We start from the raw sequence: 15522 nt of genomic DNA, 5'->3' as shown, positions 1-15522 counted from the left end.
ATCAATAGACGTTTTAGTTGAAGCGTATGGGCGTTTTCGAAGGGCCCGGCCGCAGCGGTTCGCGAGGTCGGGTGCGCAGAGGGTCCAGCAACGCCGAAAGGCCGTTGTGATCAATCTCGTGCATCAGTGCCAGCAGGCTGCCCAACTCCCCTGCCGGGAAGCCCTGACGGGCAAACCAGTTCAGGTAATCGCCTGGCAGGTCCGCCAGCAATCTCCCCTGATACTTGCCGAACGGCATTTCGCGAGTCACCAACAGTTTGAGTTTCTCCGGGTTCATCCAATAGCCGCTTATCCGTTCGAGTGAACTTGGAAGATACGTGCATTCTGCAATTGCGCAAACACACAGATCATGCAGAAAGCGCGGCCTAACTGTCGCTTGATATTGTTAAGTCATTGAAAATCAAAGATATTATTTATAGACAGAAGCTGGCACGCACAGTGCAATATTCCCTGTATCGAGTGTTTTGTTAACCAAGCCTTTGATAAACCTGCCAGAAAGGAACCGCAAAATGTCGGATATCAACAAAGAAGCCATCTCTGTTCTGAATGACTTGATCGAGACCAGCATTGACGGTGAAAAAGGTTTTCACACTGCTGCTGAAGACGCCAAGAACCCGGAAATCAAGGCCTACCTGCTTTCCCGCTCTTCTGGCTGCAAGACCTCTGTTGCCGAGCTGCAAGCTGAAGTGCGCGCATTGGGCGGCGATCCGGAAGACTCCTCAAGCGTTGCCGGCGGCGTACACCGCCTGTGGGTCAACCTGAAAAGCGCTTTGAGTGGCAAGAACGACGAAGCGGTCCTCAACGAAGTCGAAAGCGGCGAAGATCACGCGCTGAAGGCTTACAAAAAGGCCGCACAGGAAGCTACCGAGAAGAATTTGCCAGTCAACGTCACTACCCTGATCCAGCGCCAGCTGCAGGGCGTGCAGGCGAACCACGACAAGGTCAAAGCCCTGCGTGACACCGTTCGTGCTGCCAATAAGTAATTTGCAGTAGCTTCGAAAAACGCCAGCCAGTCTGGCGTTTTTTTATGTCTGCAATTCGGGGGAGGGCGCAACGTACGGTTCGACTTCTACGCGGTTCCTGCCATTTTTCTTGGCACGGTACAGGGCCCGGTCAGCGGCGTAAAAAAGGGGTTCCGGCAGGTCGTCGGTCGTCGGCAGATGAGTAGCGACGCCGATGCTTACGGTGATTGGCATGGTGTCGTCGGCGAATTGCGGCAGTGCTTCGATGGCCAGGCGCAGCTTCTCTGCGATGACACAGGCACCTGCCTTGTCGGTTTCCGGCAGCACCACCGTGAACTCCTCACCGCCGTAACGGGCGGCCAGATCACCGGGCCTGCGGATGCTGGCGGCGAGGGTCTCGGCGACGCTGCGTAGCGCAACATCGCCACCGTGATGCCCATGTCGATCGTTGAACGCCTTGAAGTGATCCACATCAACCATCAGTAACGCCAAAGGCCGTCCCGAGCGTATGCCTCGCGCCCACTCCTGCTTGAGGACCTCATCCAACCTGCGCCGATTGGCCAGGCCAGTCAGCTCGTCCGTGGCAGCGAGGCCCGACAATTCGCGCTCGGCATGCTGGCGCAGGCGCAGTTGGCGGCCCAACAGCCAAGACAGCCAGAGAATCCCCGCACACAGCAACCCGGTCGCCCCTGCTACCAGCAGCGCGTTGCGTTTCCAAACGGCATAGACGTCGTCCCGGGATTGAGCCACCACCACGATCAACGGCAAATCGCCTACACGTGAGAAGGTATAAACCCGCTGAGCACCGTCCAGGTCGGACGCGGCTGCGAAGCTGCCGTTGACCTCCCGCAAAATGCGTTTGAAGTTGGGCCGCATGCTGAAATTCTGGCCGATGAATGTCCTGTTGTTGTCATCGGGTTGCCGGGCGAGAAGCACCCCGTCTGCGTTGACCAGATTGATCGTGCTGGTGGGGCCGATGTCGAGCGTACGAAACAGTTGGTTGAAGTAGGACAGCCGCATCGAGGCGCTGGCGACCCCTACAAACGCGCCGTTGTCAGAGGAAAGGCGGCGACTGAAACTGATGCACAGGTCCTTGAACCCCCAGCGCGACAGAAATGGTCCGTCCACCCGCAGCGCCAGCGAGCTGTCGTCCCGGTGTTTCTGGAAACTCGGCCGATCTGAAAAATTGTCCTGCCGAGGCGTCAGCGAGGTGGAGTCCGCAACGATGCGCCCGGTGTCATCAAGCAGCACCAGGTCGCCTTTATAGGGCGCCGCCGTGGCGCGGTCGAACAGGACCAACCGCCGTAATTCCGGCGAGATGGTCATGACGTCAGGTCGTCGCCATGCGGCCATCAGGCCCTGAAGAGAGGTGTCGTACAGTTCGGCGTTACGCTGCACGTCCGCGTCGATCAACTGCACCACATTGTTTGCCGAGCGCACAGCGGCCTCGTTGGCCGTGCCCAGCTCCCGAAACAGCAACGAGGTCACGATGGCGAGGATGGCTGCCACCGCCAAGGCGCTGCCCAGCATCAGCATCTTCTCGGACCCTGATCTGATCCCTCGCGCAGATGGAGGCATGGCTGTCAGTGGCATCGATCATCTCTGAGGGTGAATGGACGCGTCGTGCAGCGGTAAGGCTTATTCGCCTTCGTCAAACTTGTTGTTGATCAGTTCTACCAGCCCCGCCAGCGCGGCCTCGGCGTCTTCACCTTCGGTGGCCAGGTGGATGAGGGTGCCCTTGCCGGCAGCCAGCATCATGACGGCCATGATGCTTTTGCCATCGACCATGGTTTCCGGCGTGCGGCCGACCCTGATCTGACACGGATACTTGCCGGCGACACCCACGAATTTGGCGGCGGCCCGGGCATGCAGACCCAGCTTGTTGATGATGGTGATTTCTAGAGCGGGCATCGCGATGGAGATCCTTTCAGCTTAGGTCGCGGTGGCGGACCTGAACATTCTTGAGCGATTGCTGCAGCACCTGACCCAGACGTTCGGTCAGGTAGACGGAGCGGTGGTGTCCGCCGGTGCAGCCAATGGCAATAGTGACGTAGGCGCGGTTGCTGGCGGCGAAGCGCGGCAACCACTTATTGAGGTACGTGAAGATGTCCTGAAACATTTCTTCGACGTCCGGTTGAGCCGCAAGGTAATCGGCGACCGGTTTGTCGAGGCCCGACTGCTCACGCAGCTCGGGCTTCCAGTACGGATTCGGCAGGCAGCGCACGTCGAACACCAGGTCGGCGTCCACGGGCATGCCGCGCTTGAAGCCGAAGGATTCGATGAGGAAGGCTGTGCCCGGTTCGGGTTTGTTCAGCAGGCGCAGTTTGAGGATGTCGCGCAGCTGATAGAGATTCAGGTGCGTGGTGTCGACCGTCAGATCAGCCAGGTCGATGATCGGACCGAGCAGGGTTTTCTCGTCACGAATCGCCTCGGCCAGCGAGCGTGTTGCCGTGCTCAACGGGTGGCGACGGCGGGTCTCGGAAAAGCGCTTGAGCAGGGTTGATTCATCGGCGTCGAGGAACAGCACGTCGCACTGGATGTGCCGGGCACGAACCTCGGCGAGCATGCGTGGGAATCGCGTCAGGTGACTGGGCAGGTTGCGGGCGTCGATCGAGACGGCCAGCAGCGGCTCAGCGAGCTCGGTGTTGATCAGCGCGCGCTCGGCCAGCTCCGGGAGCAGGCCGGCGGGCAGGTTGTCAACGCAGTAGAAACCGCTGTCTTCAAGGACATCGAGGGCCGTGCTCTTGCCGGAGCCGGAGCGGCCGCTGACGATGATCATGCGCATGATCAGTGACCGTTCTGGACGTCGAGCACGACGTTGTAGAGCTCTTCGTGGGTTTTGGCGCCGCGCAGGCGCTTACGCACATCGTCACGGTCGAGCATGCTGGCGATCTGGCGCAGCAGTTCCAGGTGAGCATCGGTGGCCGCTTCCGGGACCAGCAGCACAAACAGCAAATCAACCGGTTCGCCGTCGATGGCGTCGAAATCTGTGGGTTTTTCCAGATGCAAGACTGCGCTAACAGGCGTTGTGCAGCCCTTTAAGCGACAGTGAGGTATGGCGATGCCATTACCGAATCCGGTGGAGCCGAGCTTTTCACGGGCAATGAGGCTTTCAAACACAACCTGCTCATCCAGATCAGGCACTTGCTTGCCGATCATGCTGGCGATGTTTTGGAGTACGGCTTTTTTGCTGCCGCCTGGCACGTTCACGAGTGAACGGCCAGGGGTCAGGATATTTTCAAGTCGGATCATGAGTGGGGAGTGTCAGCGAGCAGTCGCGCCTTGCAGCAGACTTTGCTGTTTTTCCTTATGTTTTTTGAGTTGGCGGTCAAGCTTGTCGGCAAGCAGGTCAATGGCTGCATACATGTCGTCGTGTTCGGCGTTGGCAACCACTTCAGCGCCAGGAACGTGCAGGGTGGCTTCGATCTTCTGCTTGAGCTTCTCGACCTCCATCGTGACCTGCACATTCGTGATCTTGTCAAAATGGCGCTCCAATCGTGCGAGTTTCTCGCCGATGTAGGTACGCAGAGGTTCGGTCACTTCCAGTTGGTGTCCACTGATGTTGACTTGCATACAGCTTCTCCTTCGTTGCCAGTGCATTAAGAGGCAGGCGTAATGCCTGCCACTGGAACGCTTTGACGTGTGACCTTTACATGAGTCGCTTGCGTTCGCTGGACGGCGAGATCCCAAGGGATTCGCGGTACTTGGCGACTGTGCGACGGGCCACTTGAATGCCTTGTGCTTCCAGTAAACCAGCGATCTTGCTGTCACTCAACGGCTTTTTCTGATTTTCCGCGGCGACCAGTTTTTTGATGATCGCGCGAATCGCCGTTGACGAGCATTCGCCGCCTTCCGAGGTGCTGACGTGGCTGGAAAAGAAATATTTGAGTTCGTAAATCCCGCGCGGGGTGTGCATGAACTTCTGCGTGGTCACCCGGGAAATCGTCGATTCGTGCATGCCGACCGCTTCAGCGATGTCATGCAGAACCAGCGGCTTCATGGCCTCGTCGCCGTACTCGAGGAAGCCTCGCTGGTGTTCGACGATCTGCGTGGCCACCTTCATCAGCGTCTCGTTTCGACTTTGCAGGCTCTTGATGAACCAGCGAGCTTCCTGCAGCTGATTGCGCATGAACGTATTGTCGGCGCTGGTATCGGCGCGACGCACAAACCCTGCGTACTGCGGATTGACCCGCAGGCGCGGCACGGATTCCTGGTTCAGCTCAACCAGCCAGCGCTCGTTGTCCTTGCGCACAATGACGTCAGGCACGACGTATTCGGCTTCGGTGGACTCGATCTGCGAGCCGGGGCGCGGGTTGAGGCTCTGGACCAGTTCGATGACCTGACGCAGGTCGTCTTCCTTGAGCTTCATGCGGCGCATCAGTTGCGCGTAGTCGCGGCTGCCGAGCAGATCGATGTATTCGCTGACCAGCTTCTGCGCTTCCGCCAGCCACTTGGTTTTGGCCGGCAACTGGCGAAGCTGCAGCAGCAGGCATTCGCTCAGGTTGCGAGCGCCGATGCCGGCAGGCTCGAACTGCTGAATGCGGTGCAGAACGGCTTCAATTTCGTCCAGCTCGATATCGAGCTCGGGATCGAAGGCGTCGAGCATTTCTTCGAGTGTTTCGTCGAGGTAGCCCTGGTTGTTGATGCAGTCGATCAGGGTCACGGCGATGAGGCGATCGGTGTCCGACATGGGCGCCAGATTAAGTTGCCAGAGCAGGTGGCTTTGCAGGCTCTCGCCGACGGAGGTACGGGTGGTGAAATCCCACTCGTCATCGTCGTTGCTGGGCAGGCTGCTGGCGCTGGTCTGATAGACGTCTTCCCACGCGGTGTCGACCGGCAGCTCGTTGGGAATGCGTTCGTTCCAGTCGCCTTCTTCCAGATTGTCGACGGTAGGCGCCGATTCCTGGTAGGTAGGTTCCTGAACATCAGCGTTGGGCTTTTGCTCTACATTATCCGCCAAGGGGTCGGCGTTGTCGAAATCGTCGCCTTCCTCCTGCCGTTCCAGCATCGGGTTCGACTCCAGCGCCTCTTGAATCTCCTGTTGGAGATCCAGCGTCGACAACTGAAGCAAGCGGATTGCCTGTTGCAGCTGAGGTGTCATCGTCAGCTGCTGGCCCATTCTCAAGACTAGCGAAGGTTTCATGGCAGGGCTTAACACCTTATTCGCCGGCGCACTGCGCGCCATTTACTACCAGGGCGCCGAGGGCGCCAACTTAAGCAAATTATATGCCTGAAGCTGGAGGGTTTGCCTAGAGTGTGATGACAATTAAAAATGAGGTCGGCGATGGCGCACGTTGCGGGTTACCGCACAACCTCATGTCATCACTGCGGTTACAGGCGGAACTCGTGACCCAGATACACTTCCTTGACCAACTGATTGGCCAGGATGGATTCGGCGTCGCCCTCGGCAATCAGCTGCCCATCGTTGACGATGTAGGCGGTTTCGCAGATGTCCAGCGTTTCACGCACGTTGTGGTCGGTGATCAGCACGCCGATCCCTTTGGCCTTGAGGTGGTGAATAATCTGCTTGATGTCGCCTACGGAGATAGGGTCGACACCGGCGAAGGGTTCGTCGAGCAGAATGAATTTCGGCGAAGTGGCGAGGGCGCGTGCGATTTCCACACGGCGGCGTTCACCGCCCGAAAGGCTCATGCCCAGGTTGTCGCGAATGTGGGTGATGTGAAATTCCTGCAGCAGGCTTTCCAGCTCCTTGCGGCGGGCAGCGCGATCGAGCTCCTTGCGGGTCTCCAGGATCGCCATGATGTTGTCCGAGACGGAGAGCTTACGGAAGATCGACGCTTCCTGTGGCAGGTACCCGATACCGGCGCGTGCGCGGCCGTGCATCGGCTGGTGGCTGACGTCCTGGTCGTCGATCAGTACGCGACCCTGATCCGCCTGAACCAGACCGACGATCATGTAGAAGCAAGTGGTCTTGCCGGCGCCGTTGGGGCCGAGCAGGCCGACAATCTGGCCGCTCTCGATGGACAGGCTGACGTCACGTACGACCTGGCGGCTTTTATAGGCCTTGGCCAGGTGTTGGGCTTTCAGCGTTGCCATTACTGAGCCTTCTGCTGGTCGGTTTTCTTTTTCGGCTGGATGACCATGTCGATGCGAGGGCGTGGGGTGGTGACCTTGGTGCCATTGGCACGACCGGCGTTCACGACCTGCTTGACGGTGTCATAGACGATTTTCTCGCCTTCGGACGTGTTGCCGTCGTTGACCACTTTGGCCTTGTCGATCAGCACGATGCGGTTCTGGGCCGCGAAGTACTGGATGGTGACACCCCAGGCCTGAACGATCGGCTTGTCCACCGATGGCTTTTGCTCGTAGTAGGCCAGGTTGCCCACGGACGTGAACACGTCCACGTCGCCTTGCGGTGTACGGGTAATGGTCACCGTGTTGCCGGTGATCTTCATCGTGCCCTGGGTGATGATGACATTGCCTTTGTAAGTGGCGATGCCTTGCTTGTCGTCCAGCTGCGCGTCATCCGACTGGATGTGGATGGGTTGATCGCGATCCGTCGGCAGAGACCAGGCGCTCGCGCTTCCCAGTGCTGCGCCCAGGCCGAGCAAAAAAGGAAGGGTTTTAACGAGCCTCATACTGTCCTCTTACGTTGGATAGCAGGTTCATCCTGCTTTCTTTCAGATACGCTTTCATACCCGTGCCGGTCGTTACACCGCCAAGGCCGTCGATTCTAACGGGTTGGGCAGTTTCCGCATATTGCTTCTGCGGGAATACAGTCATGCGGCTGCTGGTGATGATGGTGGTGCGGTTCTTTTCGTCGGTGCGGTTGATGCGCACCGAGTCGATCAGCTCGACATGATCACCCCCCGGCGACACTTCGGCGCGAACGCTCTGCACGTGCCACGGGAAGGTAGAACCTCGATACATCTGCAGCACCGGCGTGGTCATCAGGGTGACGTCCGTGGCTTTCAAGTGCTCGACCTTGTCGGCGGTCATGTCGTACTGCATGGTCCCGTCGGGGAGGTACTGAATGCTGTGGGCGTTGGTCGCGTAGTAATCGACAGCGCTTTCATCCACGGCAGCCTTGGGTTGATCCAGGAAGCTTTCCGGACTGATGTTCCAGTAGCCGACCGCTGCCAGCAGCAGTGCCAGCACACCGAACAGCAGAAACGTTCGAAACTTTTTGCTCAGCATAAATGCACTTCTATAGGTAGGCGGCGTGAGCCGCTTCGAGGTTGTCCTGAGCCTTCAGGATCAACTCGCAGAATTCGCGGGCAGCGCCTTCGCCGCCACGTGCCTGGGTAATGCCGTGGGCATGCTCGCGGACAAAGCCGGCAGCATTGGCTACGGCCATGCCCAGACCGACCCGGCGAATGACCGGGAGGTCAGGCAAATCGTCACCCAGGTACGCGACCTGCTCGTAGCTTAGATTCAGTTGCTGCAAAAGCTCGTCGAGGACCACGAGTTTGTCTTCGCGACCCTGATAAAGGTGTGCAATGCCGAGGTTCTTCGCGCGCCGCTCAACCACGGGGGTCTTGCGCCCGCTGATGATGGCAGTCGTCACACCCGAGTTGATAAGCATCTTGATGCCCTGGCCGTCGAGGGTGTTGAACGTCTTGAACTCGCTGCCATCTTCGAGGAAATACAGGCGCCCATCGGTGAGTACGCCGTCGACGTCGAAGATCGCCAGTTTAATGTTCTTGCCGCGTTGCATCAGATCATTCATATCGGCGCTCATTTACATGACGCCTGCACGGAGCAGGTCTTGAAGGTTGAACGCGCCAACCGGGCGATCGTTCTCGTCGACCACGATGAGTGCGCCGATCTTGTTGTCTTCCATGATTTTCAAGGCTTCGGCCGCGAGCATTTCCGGGCGCACGGTCTTGCCATGGACGGTCATCACTTCATCGATGGTCGCTTGGCGTATGTCGATCGGGCGATCCAGCGTGCGGCGCAAATCACCGTCCGTGAAGATACCGGCCAGGCGGCCGTCGCTCTCGAGGATGGCGGTCATGCCCAGCCCCTTGCGGGTCATTTCCATCAGCGAATCGCGAAGCGGCGTGCCCCGCACAACCTGCGGCAGGTTGGCGCCAGTGTGCATGACATGCTCAACCTTCAACAGCAGCCGACGACCCAGCGCGCCGCCCGGGTGGGAAAACGCGAAGTCTTCGGCGGTGAAGCCCCTGGCGTCCAGCAGTGCAACGGCCAGGGCGTCGCCCATGACCAGCGCCGCCGTGGTGGAGGAGGTGGGCGCCAGATTCAGCGGGCAGGCTTCTTTCTCGACCCGCGCATTGAGGTTGACCTCAGCGGCCTTGGCCAGCGTTGACTCCGGGTTGCCGGTAAGGCTGATCATCTTGATGCCCAGACGCTTGATCAGCGGCAGCAACGTGACGATCTCGGCCGTCGTGCCCGAGTTGGACAGGGCCAGAATGATGTCGGCGCTGGTGATCATGCCCATGTCGCCGTGGCTGGCCTCGGCCGGGTGCACGAAAAACGAAGGAGTGCCGGTGCTGGCGAGGGTAGCGGCGATCTTCTTTCCGATATGCCCCGACTTGCCCATGCCGACCACGACTACACGGCCCTGACTGCCTAGAATCATGTCGCACGCGTTGACGAAATCGGCATTGATGTGCGCGAGCAAACCTTCCACAGCTTCTATTTCAAGGCGGATGGTGCTCTGTGCCGATTCAATCAGATTGCGCGCATTGGACATATCGGAAGGGGTCGCTTGGTGAAAAGCCGGGGATTATAGCGGCAATGTTCAAAAGCCTCACGCTTCATCGTTGCTGTTTGTTTAATGAAGGGACACGTCCTTCAGCAACTGCGTGATAAAGGCTGGCGATGGGTACGAAAATTCCACGCCCTCCTTGATACCCTTCTTTGTTTGCGACTTGACACGTTGAGGCTTGGGCGGCGTGCGACAGCGGTGGTATAGTCCGCCGCTTGTTCGGCCCCTCCAAAAGTGTGTCGTTCGTCAAGAACGCGGCATCTGAGAGACAGGTTGCATCGCAAGGAGTTTAGATGAGTGCCGATAACGCCTACGCGGTCGAGCTGAAGGGCGTTTCCTTCAAGCGCGGTACGCGCAGCATCTTCAATAATGTGGACATCCGCATCCCCCGGGGCAAAGTCACCGGCATCATGGGGCCGTCGGGCAGTGGTAAAACCACACTGCTGCGGTTGATGGGGGCACAACTGCGTCCGAGCGCCGGCGAAGTCTGGGTCAATGGCCAGAATTTGCCGAAGCTTTCGCGCAGCGATCTTTTCGATGCGCGCAAGCAGATGGGCGTGCTCTTTCAGAGCGGCGCGCTGTTCACCGACCTCGACGTTTTCGAAAACGTGGCGTTCCCGCTACGGGTTCACACCAAGCTGCCTGAAGACATGATCCGCGACATCGTTCTGCTGAAGTTGCAGGCGGTCGGGCTTCGTGGCGCGGTCGATCTGATGCCTGACGAACTGTCGGGTGGCATGAAGCGCCGTGTTGCACTGGCGCGCGCCATCGCGCTGGATCCCCAGATCCTCATGTACGACGAGCCCTTCGTGGGCCAGGACCCTATTGCCATGGGCGTGCTGGTTCGGCTGATCCGGCTGCTCAATGATGCGCTGGGTATCACCAGTATCGTGGTGTCCCACGACCTCGCCGAGACCGCCAGCATCGCCGACTATCTCTATGTCGTCGGTGACGGTCAGGTACTGGGGCAGGGCACACCGCAGGAACTGATGCAGTCGGATAACCCTCGTATACGTCAGTTCATGACGGGTGATCCCGACGGGCCGGTGCCTTTCCATTATCCGGCGCCGGATTATCGCGACGATCTTTTGGGGAAGCGCTGATGCGCAGAGTGTCTTTAATGGATCGCGTACGCCTGATGGGGCGTTCGGCGATCGATATAGTTGCAGTGTTGGGTCGTTCAGGGATTTTTCTGGTTCATGCGTTGCTTGGGCGCGGCGGAATTGGCGGCGGCTTTCAGCTGCTCCTTCGTCAGCTGCACTCGGTTGGCGTCATGTCACTGGCCATTATCGTGGTGTCCGGTGTGTTCATCGGTATGGTGCTGGCGCTGCAAGGCTTCAGCATTCTCGCCAAGTATGGCTCCGAACAGGCCGTGGGGCAGATGGTTGCCCTGACGTTGCTGCGTGAACTCGGCCCCGTCGTCACCGCTCTATTGTTCGCCGGTCGTGCAGGCTCTGCTCTCACCGCTGAAATCGGCAACATGAAATCCACCGAGCAGCTTTCCAGCCTCGAGATGATTGGCGTCGATCCGCTCAAATACATCGTCGCGCCGCGCCTCTGGGCAGGCTTCATCTCGCTTCCGGTGCTGGCGCTGATTTTCAGCGTGGTCGGCATATGGGGTGGTTCGTGGGTGGCAGTCGACTGGCTGGGCGTTTATGAAGGCTCCTTCTGGGCCAACATGCAGAACAGTGTTTCGTTTTCCGATGATGTGCTCAACGGTGTCATCAAGAGCGTCGTGTTCGCTTTTGTCGTCACCTGGATTGCCGTGTTCCAGGGTTATGACTGCGAGCCCACGTCCGAAGGGATCAGTCGTGCCACGACCAAGACCGTGGTCTACGCCTCATTGGCCGTACTGGGCCTTGACTTTATTATGACCGCCTTGATGTTTGGAGACTTCTGATGCAAAACCGCACCCTCGAAACCGGTGTAGGCCTGTTTCTGCTGGCCGGGATCCTGGCTTTGCTCCTGCTCGCCCTGCGCGTCAGCGGTCTGAGCGCCAGCGCCAACACCGACACTTATAAACTTTACGCAAATTTCGACAATATCGCCGGTTTGACTGTCAGAGCGAAAGTGACCATGGCCGGTGTGAACATCGGCAAGGTCACTGCAATCGATCTGGATCACGATACCTTCACAGGTCGTGTGACGATGGAAGTGAACAAGCGGGTCAACAACCTGCCTTCGGATTCCACCGCTTCCATCCTGACCGCAGGCCTGCTGGGTGAAAAATACGTCGGCATCAGTGTCGGTGGCGATGACCAGCTGTTGAAAGACGGCGGCACCATCCATGACACCCAGTCCTCGTTGGTACTCGAAGACCTGATCGGTAAATTCCTGCTCAATTCAGTGGGCAAAGACGCCAAATGAGGAGTTTTTTCATGATCTCGATTCTGCGCCGTGGCCTTCTGGTGCTGCTGGCCGCCCTGCCTTTGTTTGCTAACGCAGCGGCGTCCGATGCTTCTGCCCACGATCTGGTTGATCGCACCACCAAGCAATTGCTGGCTGACCTGTCCGCGAACAAGGAAACCTACAAGTCCAATCCGCAAGCCTTTTACGATGCACTTAACGGCATCGTTGGCCCGGTCATCGACGCTGATGGCATTTCCAAAAGCATCATGACCGTGAAGTATTCGCGCAACGCCACCCCGGCGCAGATGCAACGCTTCCAGGAAAACTTCAAGCGTAGCCTGATCCAGTTCTATGGCAATGCGCTGCTCGAGTACAACAACCAGGGCATCACCGTTTCCCCGGCCAAGCAGGAAGCTGCTGATCGCACTTCCGTCGACATGTCGGTCAAAGGCAACAACGGCGCGGTCTACCCTGTTTCCTACACCCTCGTCAAAATCGGTGGTGAGTGGAAAGTCCGGAACGTGATCATCAACGGCATCAACATCGGCAAGCTGTTCCGCGATCAGTTCGCTGACGCCATGCAGCGTAACGGTAACGACCTGGACAAAACCATCGACGGTTGGGCTGGCGAAGTCGCCAAGGCCAAGCAGGCCTCGGAAGCCTCCAGCGACAAGGTCGTCAAATGAGTCAAGCGTCCGTCACTGCCGCTGGCGGCGGAGAGCTGATGCTCTCCGGCGTGATCGACTATCGGACCGGCCCCGCCTTACGTGAGCAGGGCGCGGCGCTGATCAAGGCAAGCACCGCTGCGGCCCTGACGCTGGATTGTTCCGGCGTCGAAAAGTCCAGCAGTGTCGGCCTGGCTTTGCTTCTCGCCTTTATGCGGGATGCACAGGAGGAGGGTAAGTCAGTCACCGTCCGGGCGTTGCCTGAAGACATGCAGGAAATTGCCCAGGTCTCCGGCCTGACCGAGCTGTTGCAGCATCATTAATTGCTTTCATCGATCAAGCCCCTCGTCCGCCCCTTGCAAAGTAGGGTTCGCAACGAGAGGGCTTTTTTGTATGATGGCCGACCCGCGCGCGTAGGGCGCCGATTGAGGTTAAGCATGCAGGCCGTAGAAGTTAAAAGCTTCCTGGAAGCTAAGTTGCCAGATATCCAGGTCGAAGTTGAAGGCGAAGGCTGTAATTTCCAGCTGAACGTGATCAGCGACGAACTGGCCGCACTCAGTCCGGTCAAGCGCCAGCAGCAGATCTACACGCATTTGAACCCATGGATCGCCGATGGCAGCATCCACGCGGTCACCATGAAATTTTTCAGCCGCGCTGCATGGGCCGAGCGCACCTGAGCCAAAACGGCGTCGAGATTCCAATGGATAAACTGATTATTACTGGCGGCATTCGTCTTGATGGCGAAATCCGCATCTCCGGGGCGAAAAACTCTGCCCTGCCGATTCTCGCAGCCACGCTGCTGGCTGATGGTCCTGTGACCGTCGCCAACCTGCCGCACCTGCACGACATCACCACCATGATCGAGCTGTTCGGTCGCATGGGCATCGAGCCGATCATCGACGAGAAGCTCAGCGTCGAAATCGATCCGCGCACCATCAAGACCCTGATCGCTCCGTACGAACTGGTGAAAACCATGCGTGCGTCGATCCTCGTCCTGGGTCCGATGGTTGCCCGTTTCGGTGAAGCCGAAGTGGCGCTGCCTGGCGGTTGCGCCATTGGTTCGCGTCCGGTCGATCTGCACATCCGTGGTCTTGAAGCCATGGGCGCGGTCATCGACGTCGAAGGCGGTTACATCAAGGCCAAGGCGCCGGAAGGCGGCCTGCGTGGCGCTAACTTCTTCTTCGACACCGTCAGCGTGACCGGTACCGAGAACATCATGATGGCTGCTGCACTGGCCAACGGTCGCAGCGTCCTGCAAAACGCCGCGCGTGAGCCTGAAGTCGTGGATTTGGCGAACTTCATCAACGCCATGGGCGGTAAAGTCTCTGGTGCCGGCACCGACACCATCACCATCGATGGCGTCAAACGTCTGGGTTCGGCGACGTATCGCGTCATGCCCGACCGCATCGAAACCGGCACCTACCTGGTGGCGGCGGCGGCAACCGGCGGCCGTGTGAAACTCAAGGACACCGATCCGACGATTCTCGAAGCGGTACTCGAGAAGCTGCGTGAATCCGGCGCCGAGATCACCACGGGCAAGGACTGGATCGAGCTGAACATGCACGGCAAGCGTCCGAAAGCGGTCAACGTGCGCACTGCGCCGTACCCGGCTTTCCCGACCGACATGCAGGCGCAGTTCATCTCGCTTAACGCCATCGCCGAAGGCACGGGTGCGGTCATCGAGACCATCTTCGAAAACCGCTTCATGCACGTGTATGAAATGCACCGCATGGGCGCGCAGATTCAGGTCGAAGGCAACACCGCGATCGTCACCGGCTGCACCAAGCTCAAAGGCGCGCCAGTGATGGCGACCGACTTGCGCGCATCGGCGAGCCTGGTCATTTCGGCGCTGGTTGCCGAAGGCGACACGCTGATCGACCGCATCTACCACATCGACCGTGGTTACGAGTGCATCGAAGAAAAACTGCAGATGCTGGGCGCGAAGATCCGTCGCGTTCCGGGCTAGTCAGCTGCTGCGCGTTCGCCCGGGTCGATGTGATCGACTCGGGCGACGTGTCTGGCCATTGCGCCAGGACTTTCTGATTCGTTTCACCCTGGCTTCTTGAGCCGGAGGTTGTCGGGCGCCAGTTGCGACCCGGCACGCGCTGCTGATAAGGACTGACGTTTCCCATGTTGACCATCGCACTGTCCAAGGGCCGAATCCTCGACGACACCTTGCCGCTGCTCGCTGCGGCAGGCATCGTGCCGACCGAGAATCCGGACAAGAGCCGCAAGCTGATCATCCCCACGACCCAGGCCGACGTGCGCTTGCTGATCGTGCGTGCCACGGACGTGCCGACCTACGTCGAGCATGGTGCTGCGGATCTCGGCGTCGCGGGCAAGGACGTGCTGATGGAATACGGCGGTCAAGGGCTGTATGAGCCCCTCGACTTGCAAATCGCCCAGTGCAAGCTGATGACCGCAGGCGCGGTCGGCGCGGTCGAACCCAAGGGCCGGCTGCGTGTGGCGACCAAGTTCGTCAACGTTGCCAAGCGCTATTACGCGGAACAGGGCCGTCAGGTCGACATAATCAAACTGTACGGCTCCATGGAGCTCGCGCCGCTTGTGGGCCTGGCGGACAAGATCATCGACGTCGTCGACACCGGCAACACGCTGCGTGCCAACGGCCTCGAACCCCAGGACATGATTGCCCACATCAGCTCGCGTCTGGTGGTGAACAAGGCATCCATGAAGATGCAGCACGCCCGTATTCAGTCGCTGATCGACACCCTGCGCACAGCCGTGGAGTCGCGACACCGCGGTTGACTGCATCGCGTGACCCTCAACAGGATCACGCCCAGCTATCCGTGTCATAGCCAAATTTCTCAGGTGCCCGCGCGGATGGCTTGCTAGC

At 59.0% G+C, this 15522-nt stretch carries 21 protein-coding genes; 9 read left to right on the top strand and 12 right to left on the bottom strand.

All coding sequences use genetic code 11. From position 1 onward, the window contains the following. Positions 1–13: 13 nt before the first annotated feature. Entirely contained in the window at positions 14–277 is a 264-nt protein-coding gene (locus L4G42_RS11080) for a DUF3820 family protein (protein ID WP_133772135.1), read from the bottom strand. 232 nt (positions 278–509) lie between these two features. Here L4G42_RS11080 and L4G42_RS11075 point away from each other — a divergent pair, with 232 nt between their 5' ends. Continuing rightward, positions 510–983 (top strand): PA2169 family four-helix-bundle protein, encoded by a 474-nt coding sequence (locus tag L4G42_RS11075; protein WP_237250724.1) that lies wholly within the window; start codon positions 510–512, stop codon positions 981–983. A 42-nt stretch (positions 984–1025) separates the two neighbouring features. Here L4G42_RS11075 and L4G42_RS11070 read toward each other — a convergent pair whose 3' ends face one another. The 11 genes from L4G42_RS11070 to L4G42_RS11020 form a co-directional block, all read right to left on the bottom strand. Then, positions 1026–2555, bottom strand: a complete 1530-nt coding sequence (locus L4G42_RS11070) for a sensor domain-containing diguanylate cyclase (protein ID WP_419789365.1) — start codon at positions 2553–2555, stop codon at positions 1026–1028. 45 nt (positions 2556–2600) lie between these two features. After that, a complete protein-coding gene (locus tag L4G42_RS11065) occupies positions 2601–2873 on the bottom strand; it encodes an HPr family phosphocarrier protein (protein WP_074884356.1) in 273 nt (90 codons plus the stop codon). Positions 2874–2889: 16 nt separating this feature from the next. Beyond that, positions 2890–3747: an RNase adapter RapZ gene (gene rapZ / locus L4G42_RS11060; protein WP_237250726.1), complete on the bottom strand. Its 858-nt coding sequence runs from the start codon at positions 3745–3747 to the stop codon at positions 2890–2892. A 2-nt stretch (positions 3748–3749) separates the two neighbouring features. Continuing rightward, positions 3750–4214, bottom strand: coding sequence for a PTS IIA-like nitrogen regulatory protein PtsN (gene ptsN / locus L4G42_RS11055; RefSeq protein ID WP_237250727.1), 465 nt, complete (start codon positions 4212–4214; stop codon positions 3750–3752). Positions 4215–4226: 12 nt separating this feature from the next. Then, positions 4227–4535, bottom strand: a complete 309-nt coding sequence (gene hpf, locus L4G42_RS11050; protein ID WP_037014798.1) for a ribosome hibernation-promoting factor, HPF/YfiA family — start codon at positions 4533–4535, stop codon at positions 4227–4229. A 76-nt stretch (positions 4536–4611) separates the two neighbouring features. Next, positions 4612–6105: an RNA polymerase factor sigma-54 gene (locus L4G42_RS11045; RefSeq protein WP_237250728.1), complete on the bottom strand. Its 1494-nt coding sequence runs from the start codon at positions 6103–6105 to the stop codon at positions 4612–4614. Between the two features lie 188 nt (positions 6106–6293). Then, positions 6294–7019, bottom strand: coding sequence for an LPS export ABC transporter ATP-binding protein (gene lptB, locus L4G42_RS11040; protein WP_074884367.1), 726 nt, complete (start codon positions 7017–7019; stop codon positions 6294–6296). Continuing rightward, positions 7019–7561: a lipopolysaccharide transport periplasmic protein LptA gene (gene lptA / locus L4G42_RS11035; RefSeq protein ID WP_237250729.1), complete on the bottom strand. Its 543-nt coding sequence runs from the start codon at positions 7559–7561 to the stop codon at positions 7019–7021. The genes lptB and lptA overlap by 1 nt, the downstream gene beginning before the upstream one ends. After that, complete coding sequence (gene lptC / locus L4G42_RS11030) at positions 7548–8120, bottom strand: LPS export ABC transporter periplasmic protein LptC (RefSeq protein WP_037014789.1); 573 nt, start codon at positions 8118–8120, stop codon at positions 7548–7550. Before lptC ends, lptA begins: the two co-directional genes overlap by 14 nt. A 10-nt stretch (positions 8121–8130) precedes the next feature. After that, a complete protein-coding gene (gene kdsC / locus L4G42_RS11025; RefSeq protein ID WP_237250731.1) occupies positions 8131–8664 on the bottom strand; it encodes a 3-deoxy-manno-octulosonate-8-phosphatase KdsC in 534 nt (177 codons plus the stop codon). Beyond that, on the bottom strand, positions 8665–9639 hold the full coding sequence (locus tag L4G42_RS11020) for a KpsF/GutQ family sugar-phosphate isomerase (protein ID WP_237250732.1): 975 nt from the start codon (positions 9637–9639) through the stop codon (positions 8665–8667). A 308-nt stretch (positions 9640–9947) separates the two neighbouring features. Here L4G42_RS11020 and L4G42_RS11015 point away from each other — a divergent pair, with 308 nt between their 5' ends. The 8 genes from L4G42_RS11015 to hisG all read left to right on the top strand — a co-directional run bounded on the left by L4G42_RS11015 (position 9948) and on the right by hisG (position 15434). Then, positions 9948–10757 carry an ATP-binding cassette domain-containing protein gene (locus tag L4G42_RS11015; protein WP_237250733.1) on the top strand — a complete coding sequence of 270 codons (810 nt, stop codon included), beginning with the start codon at positions 9948–9950 and terminating at the stop codon, positions 10755–10757. Further along, positions 10757–11554 carry a lipid asymmetry maintenance ABC transporter permease subunit MlaE gene (mlaE, locus tag L4G42_RS11010; protein ID WP_237250734.1) on the top strand — a complete coding sequence of 266 codons (798 nt, stop codon included), beginning with the start codon at positions 10757–10759 and terminating at the stop codon, positions 11552–11554. Before L4G42_RS11015 ends, mlaE begins: the two co-directional genes overlap by 1 nt. Continuing rightward, positions 11554–12021, top strand: coding sequence for an outer membrane lipid asymmetry maintenance protein MlaD (gene mlaD / locus L4G42_RS11005; RefSeq protein ID WP_237250735.1), 468 nt, complete (start codon positions 11554–11556; stop codon positions 12019–12021). The genes mlaE and mlaD overlap by 1 nt, the downstream gene beginning before the upstream one ends. An 11-nt stretch (positions 12022–12032) precedes the next feature. After that, the gene (locus tag L4G42_RS11000) at positions 12033–12689 is read left to right on the top strand and encodes an MlaC/ttg2D family ABC transporter substrate-binding protein (RefSeq protein ID WP_237250736.1); all 657 of its coding nucleotides are present in this window, start codon (positions 12033–12035) and stop codon (positions 12687–12689) included. After that, positions 12686–12991: an STAS domain-containing protein gene (locus L4G42_RS10995; RefSeq protein ID WP_237250737.1), complete on the top strand. Its 306-nt coding sequence runs from the start codon at positions 12686–12688 to the stop codon at positions 12989–12991. Before L4G42_RS11000 ends, L4G42_RS10995 begins: the two co-directional genes overlap by 4 nt. 114 nt (positions 12992–13105) lie before the next feature. After that, complete coding sequence (locus L4G42_RS10990) at positions 13106–13345, top strand: BolA family protein (RefSeq protein ID WP_065992095.1); 240 nt, start codon at positions 13106–13108, stop codon at positions 13343–13345. 23 nt (positions 13346–13368) lie between these two features. Further along, a complete protein-coding gene (murA, locus tag L4G42_RS10985; RefSeq protein WP_237250738.1) occupies positions 13369–14634 on the top strand; it encodes a UDP-N-acetylglucosamine 1-carboxyvinyltransferase in 1266 nt (421 codons plus the stop codon). Positions 14635–14798: 164 nt separating this feature from the next. Then, the gene (gene hisG, locus L4G42_RS10980) at positions 14799–15434 is read left to right on the top strand and encodes an ATP phosphoribosyltransferase (RefSeq protein WP_065992096.1); all 636 of its coding nucleotides are present in this window, start codon (positions 14799–14801) and stop codon (positions 15432–15434) included. Positions 15435–15522: the final 88 nt, after the last annotated feature.

Origin of the sequence: Pseudomonas petrae, from assembly GCF_021728295.1 — a bacterium.
Lineage (GTDB): Bacteria > Pseudomonadota > Gammaproteobacteria > Pseudomonadales > Pseudomonadaceae > Aquipseudomonas > Aquipseudomonas petrae.
Note: the sequence above shows the minus strand (reverse complement) of the source record. Positions and strands in the feature narration are given on the sequence as shown.

Excerpts from the sequence above, each read along its gene's own strand:
- L4G42_RS11045 (WP_237250728.1), bottom strand. The coding sequence starts at position 6,105 with ATGAAACCTTCGCTAGTCTTGAGAATGGGCCAGCAGCTGACGATGACA.
- L4G42_RS11015 (WP_237250733.1), top strand. The coding sequence starts at position 9,948 with ATGAGTGCCGATAACGCCTACGCGGTCGAGCTGAAGGGCGTTTCCTTC.
- ptsN (WP_237250727.1), bottom strand. The coding sequence starts at position 4,214 with ATGATCCGACTTGAAAATATCCTGACCCCTGGCCGTTCACTCGTGAAC.
- rapZ (WP_237250726.1), bottom strand. The coding sequence starts at position 3,747 with ATGCGCATGATCATCGTCAGCGGCCGCTCCGGCTCCGGCAAGAGCACG.
- L4G42_RS10995 (WP_237250737.1), top strand. The coding sequence starts at position 12,686 with ATGAGTCAAGCGTCCGTCACTGCCGCTGGCGGCGGAGAGCTGATGCTC.
- L4G42_RS11080 (WP_133772135.1), bottom strand. The coding sequence starts at position 277 with ATGAACCCGGAGAAACTCAAACTGTTGGTGACTCGCGAAATGCCGTTC.
- hisG (WP_065992096.1), top strand. The coding sequence starts at position 14,799 with ATGTTGACCATCGCACTGTCCAAGGGCCGAATCCTCGACGACACCTTG.
- lptA (WP_237250729.1), bottom strand. The coding sequence starts at position 7,561 with ATGAGGCTCGTTAAAACCCTTCCTTTTTTGCTCGGCCTGGGCGCAGCA.
- L4G42_RS11065 (WP_074884356.1), bottom strand. The coding sequence starts at position 2,873 with ATGCCCGCTCTAGAAATCACCATCATCAACAAGCTGGGTCTGCATGCC.
- L4G42_RS11000 (WP_237250736.1), top strand. The coding sequence starts at position 12,033 with ATGATCTCGATTCTGCGCCGTGGCCTTCTGGTGCTGCTGGCCGCCCTG.
- mlaE (WP_237250734.1), top strand. The coding sequence starts at position 10,757 with ATGCGCAGAGTGTCTTTAATGGATCGCGTACGCCTGATGGGGCGTTCG.
- lptB (WP_074884367.1), bottom strand. The coding sequence starts at position 7,019 with ATGGCAACGCTGAAAGCCCAACACCTGGCCAAGGCCTATAAAAGCCGC.
- murA (WP_237250738.1), top strand. The coding sequence starts at position 13,369 with ATGGATAAACTGATTATTACTGGCGGCATTCGTCTTGATGGCGAAATC.
- L4G42_RS11020 (WP_237250732.1), bottom strand. The coding sequence starts at position 9,639 with ATGTCCAATGCGCGCAATCTGATTGAATCGGCACAGAGCACCATCCGC.
- lptC (WP_037014789.1), bottom strand. The coding sequence starts at position 8,120 with ATGCTGAGCAAAAAGTTTCGAACGTTTCTGCTGTTCGGTGTGCTGGCA.
- mlaD (WP_237250735.1), top strand. The coding sequence starts at position 11,554 with ATGCAAAACCGCACCCTCGAAACCGGTGTAGGCCTGTTTCTGCTGGCC.
- hpf (WP_037014798.1), bottom strand. The coding sequence starts at position 4,535 with ATGCAAGTCAACATCAGTGGACACCAACTGGAAGTGACCGAACCTCTG.
- L4G42_RS11070 (WP_419789365.1), bottom strand. The coding sequence starts at position 2,555 with ATGCCACTGACAGCCATGCCTCCATCTGCGCGAGGGATCAGATCAGGG.
- kdsC (WP_237250731.1), bottom strand. The coding sequence starts at position 8,664 with ATGAGCGCCGATATGAATGATCTGATGCAACGCGGCAAGAACATTAAA.
- L4G42_RS11075 (WP_237250724.1), top strand. The coding sequence starts at position 510 with ATGTCGGATATCAACAAAGAAGCCATCTCTGTTCTGAATGACTTGATC.
- L4G42_RS10990 (WP_065992095.1), top strand. The coding sequence starts at position 13,106 with ATGCAGGCCGTAGAAGTTAAAAGCTTCCTGGAAGCTAAGTTGCCAGAT.